Origin of the sequence: Streptomyces sp. NPDC058741 (assembly GCF_042746715.1) — a bacterium.
In the GTDB taxonomy this organism is placed as follows: domain Bacteria; phylum Actinomycetota; class Actinomycetes; order Streptomycetales; family Streptomycetaceae; genus Streptomyces.
In genome coordinates this window covers 130,843-150,386 of record NZ_JBHYQH010000008.1, presented here as the reverse complement: position 1 = coordinate 150,386, position 19,544 = coordinate 130,843, and the positions used below count along the sequence as shown (strand labels likewise).

The 19,544-nt window shown below is 69.8% G+C and carries 16 protein-coding genes; 11 read left to right on the top strand and 5 right to left on the bottom strand.

Going from position 1 to position 19,544, the window contains the following annotated elements:
* Positions 1-16: 16 nt before the first annotated feature.
* Positions 17-3,136, top strand: a complete 3,120-nt coding sequence (locus tag ACFW6P_RS09500; RefSeq protein WP_386355062.1) for an efflux RND transporter permease subunit — start codon at positions 17-19, stop codon at positions 3,134-3,136.
* Positions 3,137-3,200: 64 nt separating this feature from the next.
* On the opposite strand, the gene nadA is transcribed toward ACFW6P_RS09500, so the two are convergent.
* Entirely contained in the window at positions 3,201-4,385 is a 1,185-nt protein-coding gene (gene nadA, locus ACFW6P_RS09495; protein WP_386355065.1) for a quinolinate synthase NadA, read from the bottom strand.
* A 281-nt stretch (positions 4,386-4,666) separates the two neighbouring features.
* On the opposite strand from nadA, the gene ACFW6P_RS09490 reads away from it, so the two are divergent.
* A complete protein-coding gene (locus tag ACFW6P_RS09490) occupies positions 4,667-5,023 on the top strand; it encodes an iron-sulfur cluster assembly accessory protein (protein WP_010037217.1) in 357 nt (118 codons plus the stop codon).
* 99 nt (positions 5,024-5,122) lie between these two features.
* Here the strand turns inward: ACFW6P_RS09490 and ACFW6P_RS09485 are convergent, their stop codons facing one another.
* Both ACFW6P_RS09485 and ACFW6P_RS09480 read right to left on the bottom strand, forming a co-directional pair.
* Positions 5,123-7,036 (bottom strand): hypothetical protein, encoded by a 1,914-nt coding sequence (locus ACFW6P_RS09485; protein ID WP_386423316.1) that lies wholly within the window; start codon positions 7,034-7,036, stop codon positions 5,123-5,125.
* Positions 7,037-7,182: 146 nt separating this feature from the next.
* Positions 7,183-7,392: a hypothetical protein gene (locus ACFW6P_RS09480; RefSeq protein ID WP_386423314.1), complete on the bottom strand. Its 210-nt coding sequence runs from the start codon at positions 7,390-7,392 to the stop codon at positions 7,183-7,185.
* A 131-nt stretch (positions 7,393-7,523) separates the two neighbouring features.
* Here ACFW6P_RS09480 and ACFW6P_RS09475 point away from each other — a divergent pair, with 131 nt between their 5' ends.
* Positions 7,524-8,498, top strand: a complete 975-nt coding sequence (locus ACFW6P_RS09475; protein ID WP_386355073.1) for a carbohydrate kinase family protein — start codon at positions 7,524-7,526, stop codon at positions 8,496-8,498.
* Between the two features lie 72 nt (positions 8,499-8,570).
* Here ACFW6P_RS09475 and ACFW6P_RS09470 read toward each other — a convergent pair whose 3' ends face one another.
* On the bottom strand, positions 8,571-9,950 hold the full coding sequence (locus tag ACFW6P_RS09470) for a cysteine desulfurase/sulfurtransferase TusA family protein (protein ID WP_386423312.1): 1,380 nt from the start codon (positions 9,948-9,950) through the stop codon (positions 8,571-8,573).
* A gap of 265 nt (positions 9,951-10,215) precedes the next feature.
* Between ACFW6P_RS09470 and coxB the strand changes: the two genes are divergently transcribed.
* The 4 genes from coxB (at position 10,216) to ACFW6P_RS09450 (ending at position 14,702) form a co-directional block, all read left to right on the top strand.
* The gene (gene coxB / locus ACFW6P_RS09465) at positions 10,216-11,181 is read left to right on the top strand and encodes a cytochrome c oxidase subunit II (protein WP_386423310.1); all 966 of its coding nucleotides are present in this window, start codon (positions 10,216-10,218) and stop codon (positions 11,179-11,181) included.
* A complete protein-coding gene (gene ctaD, locus ACFW6P_RS09460; protein ID WP_386355081.1) occupies positions 11,178-12,914 on the top strand; it encodes a cytochrome c oxidase subunit I in 1,737 nt (578 codons plus the stop codon). The genes coxB and ctaD overlap by 4 nt, the downstream gene beginning before the upstream one ends.
* Positions 12,911-13,309: a cytochrome c oxidase subunit 4 gene (locus ACFW6P_RS09455; protein WP_386355084.1), complete on the top strand. Its 399-nt coding sequence runs from the start codon at positions 12,911-12,913 to the stop codon at positions 13,307-13,309. Before ctaD ends, ACFW6P_RS09455 begins: the two co-directional genes overlap by 4 nt.
* 142 nt (positions 13,310-13,451) lie before the next feature.
* The gene (locus ACFW6P_RS09450) at positions 13,452-14,702 is read left to right on the top strand and encodes an Ig-like domain-containing protein (protein WP_386423308.1); all 1,251 of its coding nucleotides are present in this window, start codon (positions 13,452-13,454) and stop codon (positions 14,700-14,702) included.
* A gap of 77 nt (positions 14,703-14,779) precedes the next feature.
* On the opposite strand, the gene ACFW6P_RS09445 is transcribed toward ACFW6P_RS09450, so the two are convergent.
* Positions 14,780-15,181 (bottom strand): hypothetical protein, encoded by a 402-nt coding sequence (locus tag ACFW6P_RS09445; protein WP_386355089.1) that lies wholly within the window; start codon positions 15,179-15,181, stop codon positions 14,780-14,782.
* A 145-nt stretch (positions 15,182-15,326) separates the two neighbouring features.
* Here ACFW6P_RS09445 and ACFW6P_RS09440 point away from each other — a divergent pair, with 145 nt between their 5' ends.
* The 4 genes from ACFW6P_RS09440 to ACFW6P_RS09425 all read left to right on the top strand — a co-directional run bounded on the left by ACFW6P_RS09440 (position 15,327) and on the right by ACFW6P_RS09425 (position 19,519).
* Entirely contained in the window at positions 15,327-15,947 is a 621-nt protein-coding gene (locus ACFW6P_RS09440) for a heme-copper oxidase subunit III (RefSeq protein WP_386423306.1), read from the top strand.
* Positions 15,948-16,023: 76 nt separating this feature from the next.
* Positions 16,024-16,836, top strand: coding sequence for a c-type cytochrome (locus tag ACFW6P_RS09435; RefSeq protein WP_386423304.1), 813 nt, complete (start codon positions 16,024-16,026; stop codon positions 16,834-16,836).
* Positions 16,833-17,900 carry a Rieske 2Fe-2S domain-containing protein gene (locus ACFW6P_RS09430; RefSeq protein WP_386423301.1) on the top strand — a complete coding sequence of 356 codons (1,068 nt, stop codon included), beginning with the start codon at positions 16,833-16,835 and terminating at the stop codon, positions 17,898-17,900. Before ACFW6P_RS09435 ends, ACFW6P_RS09430 begins: the two co-directional genes overlap by 4 nt.
* The gene (locus ACFW6P_RS09425; RefSeq protein WP_386423299.1) at positions 17,897-19,519 is read left to right on the top strand and encodes a cytochrome bc complex cytochrome b subunit; all 1,623 of its coding nucleotides are present in this window, start codon (positions 17,897-17,899) and stop codon (positions 19,517-19,519) included. The genes ACFW6P_RS09430 and ACFW6P_RS09425 overlap by 4 nt, the downstream gene beginning before the upstream one ends.
* Positions 19,520-19,544: the final 25 nt, after the last annotated feature.

Sequence of the window (19,544 nt, the reverse complement as noted above, 5' to 3'; positions counted from 1 at the left end):
AGAGAGACCCTGACCCATGTCCTGGCTGTCGAGATTCAGTCTCGCGCAAAGGGCCCTGATAGGGCTGATGTCGATCATCGCGCTCGTCTTCGGGGCGATCGCCATACCCCAGCTCAAACAGCAGCTGCTGCCCACCATCGAACTGCCCATGGTGTCCGTGCTGGCGCCGTACCAGGGCGCGTCCCCGGACGTGGTCGAGAAGCAGGTCGTCGAACCCATCGAGGACGGTCTCGAGGCGGTCGACGGCATCAGCGGCGTCACCTCCACCGCCAGCGAGGGCAACGCCGTGATCATGGCGTCCTTCGACTACGGCAACGACACCGAGCAACTGGTCGCCGACGTCCAGCAGGCCGTCAACCGGGTGCGCGCGCAGCTCCCCGACGTCGTGGACCCGCAGGTCGTCGCCGGTTCGACGGACGACATCCCGACCGTCGTCCTCGCCGCCGCCTCCGACCGCGACCAGCAGGCCCTGGCCGACCAGCTCGACAGGACGGTCGTGCCGGACCTCAGGAGCATCGACGGCGTCGGCCAGGTCACCGTCGACGGGGTGCGCGACCTCCAGGTCACCGTCACGCCCGACGACGCCGAGCTCGCGAAGGCGGGCCTGACCTCGCAGTCCCTCGCCGAGGCCCTGAAGGCGGGCGGCGCGACCGTCCCGGCCGGCTCCTTCGACGAGGACGGCGCCAACCGCACCGTCCAGGTCGGCGGCGGCCTCACCTCGATCGAGCAGATCCGTGACCTGATGGTCAAGGGCGAGCCCGGCAAGGGCCGGCCGGTGCGCCTCGGCGACGTCGCCGAGGTGAAGCAGCAGGAGGCCCCGGCCGACTCCCTCACCCGCACCGACGGCAAGCCCAGCCTCGCGGTCGCCGTGACCATGGACCGCGACGGCAGCGCGGTGGCCATCTCCGACGCCGTCCAGGAAAAGCTCCCCGGCCTGCGCGAGGACCTCGGCTCCGGCGCGACCCTCACGGTCGTCAGCGACCAGGGCCCGGCCGTGTCGAAGTCCATCAAGGGCCTGACCACCGAGGGCGGACTCGGACTGCTCTTCGCGGTCCTGGTGATCCTCGTCTTCCTGGCCTCGGTCCGCTCCACCCTCGTGACGGCGGTGTCCATCCCGCTGTCCGTGGTCCTCGCGCTGCTCGTGCTGTGGACGCGCGACCTGTCGCTCAACGTCCTCACCCTGGGCGCCCTCACCATCGCCATCGGCCGCGTCGTCGACGACTCGATCGTGGTCCTGGAGAACATCAAGCGCCACCTCGGCTACGGCGAGGAACGCAGGTCGGCCATCCTCGACGCCGTCCGCGAGGTCGCGGGCGCGGTGACGTCCTCCACGCTCACCACGGTCGCCGTGTTCCTGCCGATCGGCCTGGTCGGCGGCGTGGTGGGCGAGCTGTTCGGCTCGTTCAGCCTCACCGTCACGGCCGCCCTGCTGGCGTCCCTCCTGGTCTCCCTGACGGTCGTTCCGGTCCTGTCGTACTGGTTCCTGCGGCCCCCGAAGGGCACCCCCGAGGACGCGGCCGAGGCCCGCCGGGTGGCCGAGGAGAAGGAGGCCAGGAGCCGCCTGCAGCGCCTCTACGTCCCGGTCCTGCGGTTCGCGACCCGCCGCCGCCTCACCAGCGTGGCCCTCGCGGTCGTCGTCCTGGCCGGCACCTTCGGCATGGCACCCCTGCTGAAGACGAACTTCTTCGACCAGGGCGAGGTCCAGGTCCTCACCGTCAAGCAGGAGCTGAAGCCCGGCACCAGCCTCGCGGCGACGGACGCCCAGGCCCGGAAGGTCGAGCGGCTGCTCGCCGGCACCGAGGGCGTGAAGGACTACCAGGTCACCATCGGCTCGTCCGGCTTCATGGCCGCCTTCGGCGGTGGCACGGACACCAACCAGGCGTCCTACCAGGTGAGCCTGGAGGACTCGGCGTCGGCCGAGGACGTCCAGGACCGCATCGAGAAGGGCCTGGCCGGGCTGAAGGGCATCGGCACGACCACCCTCACCGCCGGTGACGGCTTCGGCGCCCAGGACCTCAGCGTGGTCGTGAAGGCCGCCGACGCCGACGTGCTGCGCCGGGCATCCGAGGAGGTCCGCGAAGCCGTCGCCTCGCTCGACGACGTCACGGACGTCTCCAGCGACCTCGCGCAGAGCGTGCCGCGCATCTCGGTCAGGGCAGGTGACAAGGCGGCCGCGGCCGGCTTCGACGACCAGACACTCGGCGTCGTCGTCGCCCAGGCCGTCCGCGGCACCCCGGCGGCCAAGGCGGTCCTCGACGACACCGAGCGCGACGTCGTCATCCGCTCCGCGCAGCCCGCCCGGACGCTGAAGCAGCTCCAGGACCTGCGCCTGGGCGGCAAGGTGAGGCTCGGCGACATCGCCACGGTGGAGCTGGTCGACGGGCCGGTGTCGATGACCCGCATCGACGGCCAGCGCGCGGCCACCATCACCGCGAAGCCGACCGGCGACAACACCGGCGCGGTCAGCGCCCGGCTGCAGTCCGAGATCGACGCGCTGAAGCTCCCGGACGGCGCCACGGCCTCGATCGGAGGTGTCTCCGAGGACCAGGACGAGGCGTTCGCCAACCTGGGCCTGGCGATACTGGCCGCCATCGCGATCGTCTTCATGCTGCTGGTCGGCACCTTCCGGTCGCTGATCCAGCCGCTGATCCTGCTCGTCTCCATCCCGTTCGCCGCCACCGGCGCGATCGGCCTGCTGGTGGCGACCGGTACCCCGATGGGCGTGCCCGCGATGATCGGCATGCTGATGCTGATCGGCATCGTCGTGACCAACGCGATCGTGCTGATCGACCTGATCAACCAGTACCGCGAGCAGGGCCACGGCGTGGTCGAGGCCGTGATCGAGGGCGGCCGGCACCGGCTGCGCCCGATCCTGATGACCGCCCTGGCGACGATCTTCGCCCTGATGCCGATGGCCCTCGGCATCACCGGCGAGGGCGGCTTCATCGCCCAGCCGCTGGCCGTGGTCGTGATCGGCGGTCTGGTGACGTCGACGCTCCTCACCCTGCTGCTGGTCCCGACGCTGTACGCGATGGTCGAGCTCCGCAAGGAGCGCCGGGCGAAGAAGCGCGCGGCGAAGAAGGGCCTGCCGACCGAGGGCGAGCCCGCACGGGAGCCGGAGCCGGCTCAGCTCTGACCAGCGGTTCGACGGCGAGGGCCCACCCGGAGTCCGGGTGGGCCCTCGTGGTGCGGACGGACCGCTACGGCAGGGCCAGCATCCGCTCCAGCGCCAGCTTCGCGAACGCCTCCGTCTCCTTGTCCACCTCGATGCGGTTGACGAGGTTGCCCTCGGCCAGGGACTCCAGGGTCCAGACCAGGTGGGGGAGGTCGATGCGGTTCATCGTCGAGCAGAAGCAGACCGTCTTGTCGAGGAAGACGATCTCCTTGCCCTCGGGCGCGAAACGGTTCGCCAGGCGGCGGACCAGGTTCAGCTCCGTGCCGATGGCCCACTTGGAGCCGGCGGGCGCGGCCTCCAGGGCCTTGATGATGTACTCCGTCGAACCGACGTGGTCCGCCGCGGCCACGACCTCGTGCCTGCACTCGGGGTGGACCAGGACGTTCACGCCCGGGATGCGCTCGCGGACGTCGTTCACCGAGTCGAGGCTGAACCGGCCGTGCACCGAGCAGTGGCCGCGCCACAGGATCATCTTCGCCGCCCGCAGCTCCTCGGCGGTCAGGCCGCCGTTCGGCTTGTGCGGGTTGTAGACGACGCAGTCCTCCAGGGACATGCCCATGTCGCGGACCGCGGTGTTGCGCCCGAGGTGCTGGTCGGGCAGGAAGAGCACCTTCTCGCCCTGCTCGAAGGCCCAGTCCAGGGCGCGCCTGGCGTTGGACGAGGTGCAGATCGTGCCGCCGTGCTTGCCCGTGAACGCCTTGATGTCGGCGGACGAGTTCATGTACGAGACGGGCACGACCTGCTCGGCCGTGCCGGCCTCGGTGAGCACGTCCCAGCACTCGGCGACCTGCTCGGCCGTCGCCATGTCGGCCATCGAGCAGCCGGCGGCGAGGTCGGGCAGCACGACCTTCTGGTCGTCGGAGGTCAGGATGTCCGCGGACTCCGCCATGAAGTGCACACCGCAGAACACGATGTACTCGGCCTCCGGACGCGCCGCGGCGTCCCGGGCCAGCTTGAAGGAGTCCCCGGTGACGTCGGCGAACTGGATGACCTCGTCGCGCTGGTAGTGGTGGCCCAGCACGAAGACCTTGTCCCCGAGCTTCTCCTTCGCCTTGCGGGCGCGCTCCACCAGGTCCGGGTCGGACGGCGAGGGCAGGTCGCCGGGACACTCCACGCCGCGCTCGCTCCTCGGGTCGGCCTCGCGGCCGAGGAGCAGCAGGGCGAGGGGCGTCGGCTGTACGTCGAGCTCCTGGGTTTGGGCGGTGGTCACGACACGCACCCTTTCTGTTCCGCGACTTTTCGTCGTTTTGACGCTATCTATCATAACCGCTTCACGTCACGTTGACGATGGCCATAGCGTCGGTGTGACGTGAATCCCGGCGGGCCGCCGTTCATTCCCGGAAGGCGGGGAAAGAGCCGTTTTCGGGTTCCCAGCGCGTGTGCGAGCATGAAAAGGAGCCGAGACCGAGCGCCCGGTCCCGGAATGAATCCGAGGCCCCGCCGGTTGCACCCGTCGCCAAGCAGTCTCCGTACAACCCGGGAGAGATGTAGATGTCCGTATCGGACGAGACCAGCACCGTCACCGACGGCATCATCCTGACCGACGCGGCCGCGTCCAAGGTCAAGGCGCTGCTCGACCAGGAAGGCCGCGACGACCTCGCGCTGCGCGTCGCCGTCCAGCCCGGCGGCTGCTCCGGCCTGCGCTACCAGCTCTTCTTCGACGAGCGCTCGCTCGACGGCGACGTCGAGAAGGACTTCGGCGGTGTGAAGGTCGTCACCGACCGGATGAGCGCCCCGTACCTGGGCGGCGCCACGATCGACTTCGTGGACACCATCGAGAAGCAGGGCTTCACCATCGACAACCCCAACGCGACGGGCTCCTGCGCCTGCGGCGACTCCTTCAGCTGAGCCGCCGGCAGCCCCCGCGGCAGCGAACACGACGAAGGCGGCGGTCCCCGCAAGGGGCCGCCGCCTTCGTGCTGGGCGAGGTCGGGTGCCGCCGCGGTCCTACCGCTCCCGCGTCGGCGGCGCCGGCAGCCGCGCGCCCTCCTTGGCCAGCGGCACCGTCCTGCCGTCCGAGCCCACGACCCGGCGGTCACCGAGCGGCCCGTCCAGCGGCACGGTCTTCTCGAACTTCTTGGCGATCATGATGCAGACCTTGTCGGGCCACGGGGTGGAGGTCACCGTGACGGTCACCTCGTCGCCCTTCTCGCTCGTCCGCACGTCGTAGTCGGCGCACACCCCGCCCGTGAACGTGACGGTCAGCTCCGCGCCCTCGGCCCGGTGGCCCTCGACCTTCACGTCCCGCGGCTGCGGTTTCGACGTCGGCTCGTCACCCGGCCCGCCCCGCTCGGGGGAGCCCAGGAACTTCGGGTCGACCGCCGGGTAGGTCACCGTGAACGGGTCCGTGGCGCCCGGCGCCGTCACCTCGAACAGCCAGGACGGCACCAGCGCCTGGCGCCCGTCCACGACGTGCGCCGCCAGACCGAACACCGCGCCCTCGACCGTCACCGTGTCCTTCCGGGGATCCTTGTCGGGCATGCCGCTCGGCGAGTCGCAGGGCTGCTGCCCGGACCCGTCCTGCAGCGGCACGGGGCGGGCACAGCCGCCGATGCCCCTCCGGTGGTCGCCCTTGTGCTGCCCGTTCATCAGGTCCAGCGCCTTCTGCGCGGTGACCACGGGGTACGTGTCGCCCTCGACCGGCGACTTCAGCCGGCCACTCCCGCCGACGACCGCGCCGTCCGAGCCGACCGTGACCCCGGTCGTCCAGCCGTAGGTGGGCAGTCCGCCGACCACGGGATCGGCGTTGACCACCCGCTGGGCGCCCAGCACCTGGCTCGCGTCGCGCTTCGCCTCGTCCTGACCCACCGCCTCGAGCACGGGAGCGGCGGCCTTCTCCGCCTCGTCCTCGCTCACCGGCTCGCCGCCGGATCGCGGGGCCTTGCAGGAGCCGACGCCCTTGCAGTCGTCGGTGCCCGGCGCGTAACGGCTGAACGTCCAGGTGCCCGGCGTCTGCCTGTTCACCTGCAGGGCGGGCCCCGAGCCGTCCTGGCCGCCGATCTTCCACACCTCGCCCTGCGCCACCGGCACGCCCTCGACCCCGAGCGCCTTCGCCAGCCGGGCCACGTCGTCCTCGGTGACCTCGCCCCGGGCCCCGTACACCGGGGCGTCACGGGGACCGGTCGGCAGCGGGCCGCCGAGGCGGTAGGTGGCGCCGTAGGGGTTGGGCTCGCCGGGCGCGATGCCGTCGCCGTCGTCCGCCGTCGAGTCCGAGTAGCCGTCGAGGGCGAGCGGCGGGGGAGTGCCGCCCGAGCCGGGCGCGCCGGACGACGTGCCTCCGCCGGACCCCCCGGAGGCGTGGGAGGCGAGCCAGGCCCCACCACCGCCGATCAGCAGGACGGCGGCGGCGACGGAGGCGATGATCGCGGGCGTCCTGGAACGCCCGCCGGGGTGACGTGCCGGGTCCTCGTCGTCGTGGTGGGGGGCCGGGCCGGGCTCCGGCGCGGGGCCGGGTTCCTCGGCCGCGGCGGGGGCGCCGCCCTTCCCGGCTTCGGCTGCCCCGGTGGCTTCGTCGCCGCCGGCTGCACCGGCGTCGGCCTCGGCCGCTTCACGTGCCCCGGCGTCGTCGGCTTGGTCGCCGCCGGCCGCACCGGCCTCGGCGGCATCGTCGCGCCCGGCCTCACCGGCCCCGGCGTCGGCGGCTTCATCGCCCGCACCCTCACCGGCCCCCGCCGACACCCCAGCCTCCGAACCCGACTCCGGCGCCGTCTCCGGCGCCGCATCCGATGCCGGAGCAGCGTCCGAAGCCTCGGCCCCCGTCGAGCGTCGCTCCTCCCCCTCGGGCCCCTCGGGCGCGTCGGCGGTTCCGGCGGCGCCCGCTTCCCTGGGGTCGTCGTCGTGATCGGGTCGCTCGGTGTTCACCGCATCGCTCCTTCGGCTGCACAGCTGTCCCAGGGGACCCGGCCCGGTCGGATTCGGGCCGCTGGTGGGTCGTATCCCGCCTCCCCTTCACGGGGGACGGCGATGGGACGCAGCGGGGGAGCTCACGGTTCCCGCGTGTGCGCCGTTCAGTCCCCGTAGTCCGACATGGAGTCCAGCAGCCGTGCCGACGCCGGGGGCACGGTCACGCCGTGGATCAGGGCCGGGGAGACGGGCCGGGAGGCCGTCCGGGCGGGCGCGGCCCAGTGCGGAGCCATCCGTGCGCCGAAGCCCGGCAGTGACGCCAGGTCGCCTTCGAGGTCGACGGGAACGGGGGCTTGGACCTTGATGTTCGTCATAGCGGCACCGTAGGCACGCACGAGCCCACGAAGAAAGATCTACTATCGGGTAGTTTCACTGCCTTCAAGGCGGCCTCCCCACCCGATAGCGTGAAGCGTCAAGGTCCGCCTCCCCCAGGAGAATCCACGCCGTGCGCATCGCAGTCACCGGCTCCATCGCCACCGACCACCTCATGACCTTCCCCGGCCGCTTCGCCGACCAGCTCGTGGCGGACCAGCTGCACACGGTCTCGCTGTCCTTCCTCGTCGACAGGCTCGACGTGCGCCGCGGCGGCGTCGCCGCGAACATCGCGTTCGGCATGGGGCAGCTCGGCACCCGGCCGATCCTGGTCGGCGCCGCGGGCGCGGACTTCGACGAGTACCGGGCCTGGCTGGAGCGGCACGGCGTCGACACCGACTCCGTGCGCATCTCCGGCACGCTGCACACCGCCCGTTTCGTGTGCACCACCGACGCCGACCACAACCAGATCGGCTCCTTCTACACCGGTGCCATGAGCGAGGCCCGCCTCATCGAGCTGAAGACCGTCGCCGACCGCGTCGGCGGCCTCGACCTGGTCTCCGTCGGCGCGGACGACCCGGAGGCGATGCTCCGGCACACCGAGGAGTGCCGCTCCCGGCGGATCCCGTTCGCCGCCGACTTCTCCCAGCAGATCGCCCGGATGAACGGCGAGGAGATCCGCATCCTGCTGGACGGGGCGACGTACCTCTTCTCCAACGAGTACGAGAAGGGCCTGATCGAGACCAAGACCGGCTGGACCGACGCCGAGATCCTGGCGCGGGTCGGCCACCGGGTGACCACCCTCGGCGCGCGCGGCGTGCGCATCGAGCAGGACGGCGCGGACCCGATCGAGGTCGGTACGCCGGACGAGGAGCGCAAGGCCGACCCGACCGGCGTCGGCGACGCCTTCCGCGCCGGCTTCCTCTCGGGCCTGGCCTGGGGCGTCTCCCTGGAGCGTGCCGCGCAGGTCGGCTGCATGCTGGCGACGCTCGTCATCGAGACGGTGGGCACGCAGGAGTACCAGCTGCGGCGCGGGCACTTCATGGAGCGGTTCACGAAGGCCTACGGCGACGAGGCGGCGACGGAAGTGCAGGCGCATCTGCCCTGACGGCCGCCGCCGGCGGGTACGGGCGCGTGGGGGCTGGTCGCGCGGTTCCCCGCGCCCCGGCCCCCGGCGCCCTCAGCCCGCCCGGCGGACCACGTACGCCGTTCCCCGCTCCGCGGGCTCCTCGCCCACGTACTCCTGGTCCCGCATCTCGCACCACGCCGGGATGTCCAGCCGCGCCGCCTCGTCGTCCGACAGCACCCGGACCAGACCGCCCACGGGCACGTCACCGATGACCTTGGCCAGCTCGATGACGGGGATCGGGCAGCGCTTGCCCAGGGAGTCCACGACCAGGACGTCCTGCTCGCGGGCCACGGCGGAGCCGGCCGGCGCCCCCAGCTTCTCGCGGACCGCCGCCACCGCCCCGGGGAGGACGGCCAGGAACCTCTCCACGTCCTCCTCCGCGGCCCCCGGCGGGAGCGAGACCCGCACATTGCCCTCACTCAGCACCCCCATCGCCCGCAGGACATGGCTGGGCGTCAGCGTGCTGCTGGTGCAGGACGATCCGGACGAGACGGAGAAGCCCTCCCGGTCCAGCTCGTGCAGCAGCGCCTCCCCGTCGACGTAGAGACAGGAGAAGGTGACGACCCCGGGCAGGCGCCGCACCGGGTCGCCGACCACCTCGACGTCGGGCACCAGCCGCGGCACCCGGGCCCGGATCCGGTCCGTCAGCTCCCGCAGCCGCCGGGCCTCCTCGGCCGCCTGCGCGCGCACCGCCCGCAGCGACGCGGCCGCCGCCACGAGCGCCGGGATGTTCTCGAAGCCGGGCGCCCGCCCCGACTCCCGCTCGTCCGCCGGCCTCTGCGCGGCGAACCGCACCCCCTTGCGCACGGCCAGCAGCCCGACCCCCGAAGGCCCGCCCCACTTGTGCGCACTGGCCGTGAGCAGCGACCAGCCGCCCTCCACCGGCCCCCACCCCAGCGACTGCGCGGCATCCACGAGCAGCGGCACCCCGGCCTCCCGGCACACCTCGGCCACCGCCGCGACGGGCTGCTCCGTGCCCACCTCGTGGTTGGCCGACTGCAGGCACGCCAGCGCGGTGTCCACGCGCAGGGCGTCCCGGTACGCCCCGGGGTCCACGGCCCCGGCCCGGTCCACCGGCACCCGGCCGACCGATCCGCCGCCCGCCTCGTGCGCTTCCGCCGAATGGAGTACCGAAGAGTGTTCGACCGCTGACACGATCAGGTGGCGCCCGACCCGGCGCCGCCCGGCCAGCGCCCCCGCGATGCCGGTGTGCACGGCACGGGTCCCGGACGAGGTGAAGGTCAGCTCGTCCGGCCGGCACCCCACCGCCTCCGCGGCCGTCTCCCGCGCCGCGTCGAGCAGCATCCGCGCCCGCCGCCCCTCCCTGTACAGGCGGGCCGGATCCGCCCACCCCTCGTCGAGCGAGGCCAGCAGAGCCTGCCGGGCGACGGGATGAAGGGGAGAACTGGAAGCAGCGTCGAAGTAGGCCACACGGCAACGCTAGAACGTCCGGCGGGAAGACGTCCCCGAAGGGGGTGTCGAACGGCGCGACGGGCCACGACGAGGGCCTCGGCCGCCAAACCAGCGAACCACCTCTCCTCGTAGGCACCCCTCCTGGAGAACCCCTGGAAGGCGTCGGCTAGGGTTTGGTCCGCATAAACATCCAAACCCCTGCCCGACGCAGGGCGGCGACCGACCAGCGAGAAGGCCAGGCCGCAGCCGAACCGCGCGGGCGAGACTCTCGGGAAGGCGCTACGTGAGTCCCAACGGCTCCGACCGCTCGCCGCGGCGCCCGATGCGGCGGAAGCTGCTGCAGGCACTGACCGCGGGCCTGGTCTTGGCGACAGCCACCGGTTGCTCGTACAACTGGGAAGACTTCCCCCGCCTTGGTATGCCCACCCCGACCACGGAAGAGGCTCCGCGGATCCTCTCCCTGTGGCAGGGGTCCTGGGCGGCTGCGCTCGCCGTCGGCGTGCTGGTGTGGGGTCTGATCCTGTGGAGTGCTTTCTTCCACCGGCGCAGCCGCACCAAGGTCGAGGTACCTCCGCAGACCCGGTACAACATGCCCATCGAGGCGCTGTACACCGTGGTCCCGCTCATCATCGTCTCGGTGCTGTTCTACTTCACCGCCCGCGACGAGTCCGAGCTGCTCAGCCTCAAGAAGAAGCCCGACGTCACGGTCAACGTGGTCGGCTTCCAGTGGAGCTGGTGCTTCAACTACATCGAGCCCGTCGCCGGCACGTCCGGTGACGCGAAGACCTCCAAGGACCTGGACGCGATCCCGGACCGGTTCAAGAAGGACTTCCCGGCCAACGCCGGCGGCACCTACGACTGCGGTACCCCGGGCACCCGGAACCCGCAGACGAACAACCCGGGTCCGACGCTCTGGCTCCCCGAGGGCAAGAGGGTCCGCTTCGTCCTGACGTCCCGTGACGTCATCCACTCCTTCTGGGTGGTGCCGTTCCTGATGAAGCAGGACGTCATCCCGGGCCACACCAACGCCTTCGAGGTGACCCCCAACAAGCAGGGCACCTTCCTGGGCAAGTGCGCCGAGCTCTGCGGTGTCGACCACTCGCGGATGCTGTTCAACGTGAAGGTCGTCTCCCCCGAGCGCTACGAGCAGCACCTCAAGGACCTCGTGAAGAAGGGGCAGACCGGTTACGTTCCCGCCGGCATCGAGCAGGCGGGACCTGAGAAGAACCGGGAGTCGAACGTACTGTGAGCATCCTGAATGACCCCAAGGGTGCCGCGGCAGCTGGGTCCCACTACGAGGACGAGCTGCCGGTCCGGCGCCAGAACCGCGGCAGTGTCGTGGTCAAGTGGCTGACGACCACGGACCACAAGACGATCGGCACGCTGTACCTGGCCACGTCGTTCGCGTTCTTCGTGATCGGTGGCGTGATGGCGCTGGTCATGCGCGCCGAGCTCGCCCGGCCCGGTCTGCAGATCATGTCGAACGAGCAGTTCAACCAGGCGTTCACGATGCACGGCACGATCATGCTGCTGATGTTCGCGACGCCGCTGTTCGCCGGTTTCGCGAACTGGATCATGCCGCTGCAGATCGGCGCGCCCGACGTGGCGTTCCCGCGGCTGAACATGTTCGCCTACTGGCTGTACCTGTTCGGCTCGCTGATCGCGGTGGCCGGCTTCCTCACCCCGCAGGGCGCGGCCGACTTCGGCTGGTTCGCCTACAGCCCGCTCTCGGACGCGGTCCGCTCCCCGGGCATCGGCGCCGACATGTGGATCATGGGCCTGGCCTTCTCCGGCTTCGGCACCATCCTCGGCTCGGTCAACTTCATCACCACGATCATCTGCATGCGCGCTCCGGGCATGACGATGTTCCGCATGCCGATCTTCACCTGGAACGTGCTGCTGACCGGTGTGCTGGTCCTGCTGGCCTTCCCGGTCCTGGCCGCGGCCCTGTTCGCCCTGGAGGCGGACCGCAAGTTCGGCGCGCACATCTTCGACCCGTCCAACGGCGGCGCACTGCTGTGGCAGCACCTCTTCTGGTTCTTCGGGCACCCCGAGGTGTACATCATCGCCCTGCCGTTCTTCGGCATCATCAGTGAGGTCATCCCGGTCTTCTCCCGCAAGCCGATGTTCGGTTACACGGGTCTGATCGGCGCGACCATCGCCATCGCCGGCCTGTCGGTGACGGTGTGGGCGCACCACATGTACGTCACCGGCGGTGTGCTGCTGCCGTTCTTCTCCTTCATGACGTTCCTGATCGCGGTCCCGACCGGTGTGAAGTTCTTCAACTGGATCGGCACCATGTGGAAGGGCTCGCTGTCCTTCGAGACGCCGATGCTCTGGGCCACCGGCTTCCTGATCACCTTCACCTTCGGTGGTCTGACCGGTGTCATCCTCGCCTCGCCGCCGATGGACTTCCACGTCTCGGACTCGTACTTCGTGGTGGCGCACTTCCACTACGTCGTCTTCGGCACCGTGGTCTTCGCGATGTTCTCCGGCTTCCACTTCTGGTGGCCGAAGTTCACCGGCAAGATGCTGGACGAGCGCCTCGGCAAGATCACCTTCTGGACGCTGTTCATCGGCTTCCACGGTACGTTCCTGGTCCAGCACTGGCTGGGCGCCGAGGGCATGCCGCGCCGCTACGCCGACTACCTGGCGGCCGACGGTTTCACCGCGCTGAACACGATCTCGACGATCAGCTCGTTCCTGCTCGGCATGTCGATCCTGCCGTTCTTCTACAACGTGTGGAAGACGGCCAAGTACGGCAAGCCGGTCGGCGTCGACGACCCGTGGGGCTACGGCCGCTCCCTGGAGTGGGCCACCTCCTGCCCGCCGCCGCGGCACAACTTCATCACCATGCCGCGGATCCGCAGCGAATCCCCGGCGTTCGACCTGCACCACCCTGAGATCGCTGCTCTCGACCAGCTCGAGAACGTGGGCCACGGCGACAAGGCCCTCGCTGGCGGCAAGGAGGCCGGCAAGTGAAGATCCAGGGCAAGATGTTCATGTGGCTGAGCGCCTTCCTGCTCGTCATGGCGATCGTCTATGGCGTGTGGTCGAAGGAGCCGGCCGGCACCACGGCCCTCTTCCTGGCCTTCGGTCTCGCGATCATGATCGGCTTCTACCTGGGCTTCACGGCCAAGCGGGTGGACGTCGGCGCGCAGGACGACAAGGAGGCGGACGTCGCGGACGACGCCGGCGAGGTCGGGTTCTTCAGCCCGCACAGCTGGCAGCCGTTCTCCCTGGCCATCGGTGGCGCCCTGGCCTTCCTGGCCGTCGCCGTAGGCTGGTGGCTGTTGTACTTCTCGCTGCCGATCATCCTGATCGGCATCTGGGGCTGGGTCTTCGAGTACTACCGCGGTGAGAACCGCACCCAGTAGCACACGCCGCGCGCCGCAGGGGCCCGGACACTCCGAGAGGAGCGTCCGGGCCCCTGTCCGTGTCCTGCGTACGCCGCAAAGAATGTCACTCGTTCGAGTCGGTCGGCGTGCCGCTGTTGACGAGCCTTCCTAGCGTGAGGTCATGAGCCACACAGCGATCTCCCGCCCCCGCACCGTCGTCAGCTGCACGCTGCTGGTCACCGCCCTCTGCGCGGGCGTCACCGCCTGCGGCTCCGACGGCAACCCGCTCGCCGCCCGCCCCTACGACGCGGCGGACCAGATCTCCTTCAACGCCCCCGACGGCGACCACAGGAAAGCCGACCCGGACAAGCCGCTCGAAGTGGTCGAGGACTCCGACGGCCGCATCACCGACGTCACGGCCTACGACGCCTCAGGACGCCACGTGGCGGGCGAACTCGCCGCGGACGGCGGGCGCTGGCACAGCACCTCCCCGCTCGCCGCCAACGCCACCTACACGGTCCGTGTGAGCACCGAGGACGGGGACGGGGCACCCGGCCGCAAGGTCCTCACCTTCGACACCGGCAAGCCCGCCGCCAAGAAGCGCCTGGACGTCACCTTCGGCCCGGAGACCGGCACCTACGGCGTCGGCCAGCCCATCACGGCCGAGCTGAGCCGGCCCGTCAAGGACAAGGCGCAGCGGGCCGTCGTGGAACGCGGCCTCAAGGTCTCCTCCACGCCCGCCACCGACGGCGCCTGGCACTGGGTGGACGACAAGAAGCTGCACTACCGCCCGAAGGACTACTGGCCCGCGCGGGCCACCGTCCAGGTCCGCAGCAACCTGCAGGGCATCAAGATCGGCGACCGGATGTGGGGCGGCAAGGCCAAGCCCCTGACCATCACCACCGCAGACAAGGTCATAGCCGTGACGGACGCCGCGGCCCACCGGATGACCTTCTACAGGAACGACGAGGTCGTCAGGGAGATGCCCGTCACCACCGGCAAGCCCGGTTACGACACCCGCAACGGCGTCAAGGTCGTCCTAGCCAAGGAGGGCACCGTCCGCATGACCAGCGCCAGCATCGGCGCCTCGGACTTCTACGACCTGATCGTCCACCACTCCGTGCGCGTCACCAACAGCGGCGAGTACGTGCACGCCGCCCCCTGGTCCGTCGGCTCCCAGGGCGCCGCCAACGTCAGCCACGGCTGCACCGGCATGAGCACCGAGAACGCCGCCTGGTTCTACGACAACATCCGCGTGGGCGACATCGTCGAGGTCGTCAACTCCGGCGGGGACATGATGACCCCCTTCGGCAACGGTTTCGGCGACTGGAACCTCGACTGGGCGAAGTGGCGCACGGGCAGCGCCCTGCTCGGCACCCCGGACGGCCCCGGACAGGCCGAGAGGGCCCGCCTGAGGCCTCAGAGCGTCTGACCCGCCCGGAGGCACGGGGAACCGCACGAACACCCCCACGTCCCCGCAGGCGCCACACCACGGGCAGCACCGGGTTCTCAGGCGCGCAGGGCCGCCTTCTCCCGCAGCAGGGAGGCCAGCGCGGAGGCGAACTCCACCGGCTCCACCGGCAGGGTCACCGCCGCCTCCGCGCGGCTCCAGGTCGCCAGCCAGGCGTCCTGCGGCCGCCCGATCAGCAGGAGCACCGGCGGGCAGTCGAACACCTCGTCCTTGATCTGCCGGCAGACGCCCATGCCGCCCATCGGCACGGCCTCGCCGTCCAGCACGCAGACGTCGATGCCGCCCCGGTCCAGCTCCTTGATCACCGCCGCCGGGGTCGCGCACTCCACGAACTCCACCACCGGGACGTCGGGGGCCGGCCGCCGGCCGGTCGCGAGCCGCACCTGCGCTCGGGTGTTGGAGTCGTCGCTGTAGACCAGCACCGTGGCGGTCGGCTGCATTGTTCCTCCGTGACGTCAGCGTCGTAAGGACAGGCCCGTTGGGCCGGATGCTACTCCCTTGAACACCACGTCAACAGCGGTACGACCGGCAAAGACACTCCGAACGGGACCCCCCGGAGTGAGGGCGGGATAAGCGACCGACATAATGTCGGTCGTGGCGACAGCAACGACAGTAGAAACCGGGCACGCGCACCCGTCGGTCAACCGGCCGAACCTCACCAGCGTCGGAACCATCATCTGGTTGAGTTCCGAGCTGATGTTCTTCGCGGCCCTCTTCGCGATGTACTTCACCCTGCGATCGGTGACCGGGCCTGACTTCTGGCACGAGAAGGCCGACGCCCTGAACTTCCCGTTCTCGGCGACGAACACCACGATCCTGGTGCTCTCCTCCCTCACCTGCCAGCTCGGCGTCTTCGCCGCCGAGCGCGGTGATGTGAAGAAGCTCAGGATGTGGTTCATCGTGACCTTCATCATGGGTGCCGTCTTCGTCGGCGGTCAGGTCTTCGAGTACACGGAGCTGGTCAAGCACGAGGGCCTGTCGCTCTCGTCCGACCCGTACGGCTCGGTGTTCTACCTGACCACCGGCTTCCACGGCCTGCACGTGACGGGCGGTCTCATCGCCTTCCTGCTGGTCCTGGGCCGGACCTACGCGGCGCGGAGGTTCACCCACGAGCAGGCGACCGCCGCGATCGTCGTGTCCTACTACTGGCACTTCGTCGATGTCGTCTGGATCGGCCTCTTCGCCACGATCTACATGATCAAGTAGCCGGGCCCTCCACGCGCCCGCCCGGGCGCGCAACCCAGAAGCATCGACGCAGAAGATCCTGACACCGGGGTAATCCGTGAAAAAGCTCTCCGCACGACGACGCCACCCGATGGCGGCACTCGTCGTCCTCATCCTCGCGCTGGTCTTCAGCGGGGGGCTGTACGCCGTGTTCGCACCCACGAGCAAGGCCGAGGCCGACACATCCGCCCAGTCCCTCGCCATCGAGGAGGGCAAGAAGCTCTACTCGGTCGGCTGCGCCAGTTGCCACGGCACCGGCGGTCAGGGCACCTCCGACGGGCCGTCCCTGGTGGGTGTGGGTGCCGCGGCCGTCGACTTCCAGGTGGCGACGGGCCGTATGCCGGCCGCCACCTCCCAGGGCCCGCAGGTCCCGAAGAAGAAGAACATCTACTCGCAGGCCGAGATCGACCAGCTCGCGGCGTACATCGCCTCGCTGGGCGCCGGCCCGGCCATTCCGTCGGAGGAGCAGTACAGCCCCGAGGGCGCCGACATCGCCAAGGGCGGTGAGCTGTACCGCACCAACTGCGCGCAGTGCCACAACTTCACCGGCAAGGGCGGCGCCCTCACGCGCGGCAAGTACGCGCCCTCCCTGGAAGGCGTCGACCCCAAGCACATCTACGAGGCCATGCTGACGGGCCCGCAGAACATGCCGTCCTTCCCCGACAGCACGCTGTCGGAGAAGAACAAGAAGGACATCATCGCGTACCTCGACGCGGTCAACGGCGAGAACACCGAGAGCCCCGGCGGCCTCGAGCTGGGCGGTCTCGGGCCGGTCGCCGAGGGTCTGTTCGGCTGGATCTTCGGTCTCGGCGGACTGATCGCCGTCGCCGTGTGGGTCGCCGCCCGGACCGCAAAGGCCAAGAAGTCATGAGTAGCCAAGACATTCCAGAAGAGAACCTGCCCGCCGCGCACTCCGCAGGCCGTGACGAGCACGGCGTGGTGAGCGTGGCGGACGAGAAGCACCCGTTCGCCGACCCGGGCCTGCCGCCCCACGAGCACCGGATCCAGGACGTCGACGAGCGGGCCGCCAAGCGGTCCGAGCGCACCGTCGCCCTGCTGTTCACGGTGTCGATGCTGGCCGCCGTCGCCTTCATCGCCGCGTTCGTGGCGATCCCCGTCGACAAGTCGGTCTTCATCTTCCCGCTGGGCCACATCAGCGCGCTGAACTTCGCGCTGGGCCTCACCCTCGGCATCGCGCTGTTCTGCATCGGCGCGGGCGCCGTCCACTGGGCCCGCACCCTGATGTCGGACGTGGAGATCGCCGACGAGCGCCACCCGATCGAGGCGGAGCCCGAGGTCCGCGAGAAGGTCTTCGCGGACTTCAAGCAGGGTGCCAAGGAGTCGGCGCTCGGCCGCCGCAAGCTGATCCGCAACACCATGCTCGGCGCGCTCACGCTGGTGCCGCTCTCCGGGATCGTGCTGCTGCGCGACCTGGGCCCGCTGCCCGGCACCAAGCTCCGCCACACCCTGTGGTCCAAGGGCAAGCTGCTCGTCAACATGAACACCAACGAGCCGCTGCGCCCCTCCGACGTCGCGGTCGGTTCGCTGACCTTCGCCAAGCCCGAGGGCCTGGAGGAGGACGACCACGACTTCCAGAACGAGATCGCCAAGGCCGCTCTGATGATCGTCCGGATCCAGCCGGAGAACATCAAGGACAAGCGCGAGCTCGAGTGGTCGCACGAGGGCATCGTCGCGTACTCGAAGATCTGCACCCACGTCGGTTGCCCGATCTCCCTGTACGAGCAGCAGACGCACCACGTGCTCTGCCCCTGCCACCAGTCCACCTTCGACCTCGCCGACGGTGCCCGAGTGATCTTCGGTCCCGCCGGTCACGCCCTGCCGCAACTCCGCATCGGCGTGAACGACGAGGGCTACCTCGAGGCGCTCGGCGACTTCGAAGAGCCCGTCGGCCCTGCTTTCTGGGAGCGCGGATGAGTACTGCACAGACACGCCGCAAGGCGCCCGCCGGAGAGCGGGTCGCCGACTGGGCCGACGGCCGCCTGGGGATCTACTCCCTGGCCAAGGCCAACATGCGCAAGATCTTCCCGGACCACTGGTCCTTCATGCTCGGTGAGATCTGCCTCTACAGCTTCATCATCATCATCCTCACGGGTGTGTACCTGACGCTGTTCTTCCACCCGTCGATGAACGAGGTGGAGTACCACGGCAGCTACGTCCCGCTCCAGGGGCAGCTGATGTCCGAGGCGTTCGCCTCCACCATGGACATCAGCTTCGACGTCCGCGGCGGTCTGCTCATCCGGCAGATCCACCACTGGGCGGCGATCATCTTCCTCGCCGGCATGTTCGTGCACATGATGCGCGTCTTCTTCACCGGCGCGTTCCGCAAGCCGCGCGAGATCAACTGGCTGTTCGGCTTCCTGCTGTTCGTCCTGGGCATGTTCACCGGTTTCACCGGCTACTCGCTCCCGGACGACCTGCTCTCCGGCACCGGTGTCCGCTTCACGCAGGGCGCGATCCTGTCCGTGCCGATCGTCGGCACGTACATCTCGATGTTCCTGTTCGGCGGGGAGTTCCCGGGCACCGACTTCGTCGCCCGGTTCTACTCGATCCACATCCTGCTGCTGCCGGGCATCATGCTCGGGCTCGTGGTCGGCCACCTGATCCTGGTCTTCTACCACAAGCACACCCAGTTCGCGGGCCCCGGCCGGACCAACAAGAACGTCGTCGGCATGCCGCTGCTGCCGGTCTACATGGCCAAGGCCGGAGGCTTCTTCTTCCTGGTCTTCGGTTTCATCACGGCCCTCGCCGGCATCGCCACCATCAACCCGATCTGGGTCCTGGGCCCCTACCGGCCCGACCAGGTGTCGACCGGTGCCCAGCCCGACTGGTACATGGGCTTCGCCGAAGGCCTGATCCGGGCCATGCCCGGCTGGGAGATCAACCTCTGGGGCCACACGCTCGTCCTGGGCGTGTTCATCCCGCTGGTGCTCTTCGGCGTGTTCCTCGCGATCATCGCCCTGTACCCGTTCATCGAGTCGTGGATCACCGGGGACAAGCGCGAGCACCACATCCTGGACCGGCCGCGCAACGCCCCGACGCGCACCGGCTTCGGTGTCGCCTGGGTCACCGCCTACATCATCATGCTGATCGGCGGTGGCAACGACATCGTCGCCACCCACTTCCACCTGTCGATCAACGCGGTCACCTGGTTCGTCCGGATCGGCTTCTTCCTCGGACCGGTCATCGCGTTCATCGTCACCAAGCGGATCTGCCTCGGCCTGCAGCGCCGGGACAAGGAGAAGGTGCTGCACGGCCGCGAGTCGGGCATCATCAAGCGCCTGCCGCACGGTGAGTTCATCGAGGTGCACGAGCCGCTCAGCCAGGAGCAGATGTACACGCTCACGGCGCACGAGCAGTACGAGCCGGCCGAGCTCGGCCCGGCGGTCGACGAGAACGGTGTCGAGCGCAAGCTGAAGGCCTCCGAGAAGCTGCGTGCCAGGCTCAGCGACGCCTACTACGGCGAGGGTTCCCAGATCCCGAAGCCGACCGTCGAGGAGTACAGGGAGATCACGAGCGGTCACGGCCACCACTGATCACTGCTTCGCCACGCCACACGAG

What these genes read in the sequence shown, in the direction of transcription:
- ACFW6P_RS09500 (WP_386355062.1), top strand. Translation starts at nt 17, where the DNA reads ATGTCCTGGCTGTCGAGATTCAGTCTCGCGCAAAGGGCCCTGATAGGG.
- ACFW6P_RS09490 (WP_010037217.1), top strand. Translation starts at nt 4,667, where the DNA reads ATGTCCGTATCGGACGAGACCAGCACCGTCACCGACGGCATCATCCTG.
- ACFW6P_RS09480 (WP_386423314.1), bottom strand. Translation starts at nt 7,392, where the DNA reads ATGACGAACATCAAGGTCCAAGCCCCCGTTCCCGTCGACCTCGAAGGC.
- ACFW6P_RS09440 (WP_386423306.1), top strand. Translation starts at nt 15,327, where the DNA reads ATGTCGGTCGTGGCGACAGCAACGACAGTAGAAACCGGGCACGCGCAC.
- ACFW6P_RS09430 (WP_386423301.1), top strand. Translation starts at nt 16,833, where the DNA reads ATGAGTAGCCAAGACATTCCAGAAGAGAACCTGCCCGCCGCGCACTCC.
- ACFW6P_RS09445 (WP_386355089.1), bottom strand. Translation starts at nt 15,181, where the DNA reads ATGCAGCCGACCGCCACGGTGCTGGTCTACAGCGACGACTCCAACACC.
- ACFW6P_RS09450 (WP_386423308.1), top strand. Translation starts at nt 13,452, where the DNA reads ATGAGCCACACAGCGATCTCCCGCCCCCGCACCGTCGTCAGCTGCACG.
- ACFW6P_RS09425 (WP_386423299.1), top strand. Translation starts at nt 17,897, where the DNA reads ATGAGTACTGCACAGACACGCCGCAAGGCGCCCGCCGGAGAGCGGGTC.